The following is a 2,594-nucleotide window of genomic DNA, read 5'->3' as shown; positions in this document are numbered from 1 at the left end:
ACACTGCTCACATGCCGGACAGGAAACCTTTCGCTCATAGTTTCCTGTTGCGATGGCTCCCATTGCTCACATGCCGGGTGAGAAACTATTCGCCAATAGTTTCCTGTTGCGATGATGCACACTGCTCACATGCCGGACAGGAAACCTTTCGCTCATAGTTTCCTGTTGCGATGGCTCCCATTGCTCACATGCCGGACAGGAAACTGTCCGCCAATCGTTTCCTATTGAGATGATGCACCATAGCCTCATGCCGGACAGGAAACTGTTTGCCAATAGTTTCTTGTTGAGTTGGCTCCCATTTCCCCATGCCGCACAGGAAACTTTATACACACAAAAAAGCTTTGAAGAAATGATTTCCATTTCCTCAAAGCCTTTTCATGAATCATTCTGTCAATTTCAGCATGCTTTCCAGATTCACGGCGTGGAAGGAGGGGCAGGCCGGCTTTTCTTTCAGCACCGCCGTCACGTAGGACAGGGCGGCGGCCACGCCGGTGACCAGGCCTTCTTCGGCGATGTCAAACTTCGGCGTATGGTGGGGGCTTCCGCTTCCCACCTCTTTGTCATAAATGCCGGTGAAAAAGAACACGCCGGGCCAGGTGGATTCGGTGATGGAGAAAGTTTCTGTGGCCATCCACATGGGGCAGTCCCTATCCAGCGCTTCTTCTCCCAGCTGGTTCACCACCGCCTTCCTTGCCAGGTCCACACATTCCTTATTATTCACGGTGACCGGGAAATACTGGTCTTCCACCACTTCCACCGTGCAGCCGTGAAGGGCGGCGGTATTCTTCGTCACCTCCAGAAGAGTTTTCCGGAAAGCCAGGCCGTCCTCATTTCTCGTGCAGCGGGCGGTGCCGGCAAACATGAGCTCTTCGGGAATGATATTCGGTTCATGGCCCGCTTCCACGGAGCCGAAGGAATAGGTGAAGCTGTCCGTGGGCGCCGTCACCCGCATGCGGTAAGAACGGAGCTCCGACGCAATGGAAATGAAGCATTCAATGGGGCTCACCGCCATATCCGGACGGGAACCGTGGCCGCTCTTTCCATGCAGTTTGATACGGAAGAAATAGGCCCCAGCCATGGCGGTGCCGTAAAGGATGCCCACCTTTCCTGCCGGAAGATCCCATTTCACATGGGTGCCAAAGCAGGTATCCACATGGATATGATGGTCTCTGAGATAACGGAGCATGGGCGCAATCCCTCTTTCACCCATTTCCTCGGCCTCCTCAAACATGAGGACCACCTTTCCCTCCCAGTCCGACTTATGGAGAGCAAGAATTTTAGCCTCCGTCAGCAGCATGGCCATGTGTCCGTCGTGGCCGCAGGCATGCATGACACCGTCGTTTTTGGAAATGCACACCCTTTCCTTGGACAGGTTCACCGGATCTTCCCTGATAGGAAGGGCATCGATATCCGCCCGCATGAGCACCGTCCAGCCCGGTTTCCCGCTGTCAATAAATCCGAACACCCCGCCATGGGGCACCCGTACCGTTTCAATTTCCAAACCATGAAGGAAATTTTCAATATAATCCATGGTCCCGAACTCCTTCTGTGAAAGTTCAGGATGTTCATGGAAATGGCGGCGCAGTGAAATCACCGTGTCCCTTTCCTGTTCAGCTAATTCTCTGCAATGCAAAAGAACCCCTCCTTTACGCCCAACGGGCCTATCATTCCCGCCTCCGCCACAGATGCAGGGCAGACAGTACAAAGGCAGCTACCACAATCACCGTGGCGCAGAGCGTCATGAAATCATTATGTTCATACAAACGATACAGACTGAATAAGGCCAGAAGCCCCAGCAGCACCAGCTTTATATTCACACTCTCATCTCCCTCTGAAAAAGGATACTTCCATCATAACACAGGGGAACAAGGGGTTCAAAGGATTGGAAAAAAGGTTCTTAGGTTTGACCGGTCCTTTGGACACGCCTTTGGCGTGAAGGTTGACGGCCCTTTGGGCCGAAGGTTCTTAAAGTTCTAAGGTTTGACAGCGGCTTTGCCGCTGAGGGTTGTGGTGGCGGCTCCGCCGCAGTTTTTAGCCTCCTTCCTTAGGAAGGAGGTGTCGCCGTAGGCGACGGAGAATAGCAGGCTTTTCGAAGAAAAGCCGAGGCCCCGCAGGGGCCTGATGTGACGCATAAAGTATCTCTTGACTTTTCGGACCTGTCCTCAGGGCTTCGCCCAGCTCCATTCCGGTCGGGCAATCAAAAGGAAGGCCCTTCTTAATTTTCGTTACCCCTTGAGGGGCCATAGGGTGTACGAGGGTAAGAATGCTAATGTTGTTCCATTACTGCTCTACTCAGGGCCAACTTTGCCCGACTTGGCAATCCTATGCAGGATTGCCACCTGAGGAAGGAGGTGGCCCCTAAAGGGAAACGACTCACTATGATTTGCGCGTCGCTATCGCTCCTTCAAATCATGTTCGCTGTGCACGCCGTTAGGCGATGGAGGATAGGGGCGTACGATAGACGATAGACGTTAGAAATCAGACGACAGATTGCGTTACCTGCTTCCCTTCCCGCCTTCATCGTCATTCTGAGCCGCAGGCGAAGAATGGTCGGTCGACCAACTAAAAGGAAAGCCCTCTTATGGGCAGGCTAA

The 2,594-nt window shown here is 53.2% G+C and carries 2 protein-coding genes; both read right to left on the bottom strand.

Features of this window, described 5'->3' with window-relative positions:
- Positions 1-382: 382 nt before the first annotated feature.
- On the bottom strand, positions 383-1,633 hold the full coding sequence (locus QZQ29_RS09225) for a M20 family metallopeptidase (RefSeq protein WP_296962611.1): 1,251 nt from the start codon (positions 1,631-1,633) through the stop codon (positions 383-385).
- Positions 1,634-1,664: 31 nt separating this feature from the next.
- Complete coding sequence (locus QZQ29_RS09220) at positions 1,665-1,817, bottom strand: hypothetical protein (RefSeq protein ID WP_291055342.1); 153 nt, start codon at positions 1,815-1,817, stop codon at positions 1,665-1,667.
- Positions 1,818-2,594: the final 777 nt, after the last annotated feature.

This window comes from uncultured Dialister sp. (assembly GCF_900538805.1).
In the GTDB taxonomy this organism is placed as follows: Bacteria; Bacillota; Negativicutes; order Veillonellales; family Dialisteraceae; genus Dialister.
Note: the sequence above shows the minus strand (reverse complement) of the source record. Positions and strands in the feature narration are given on the sequence as shown.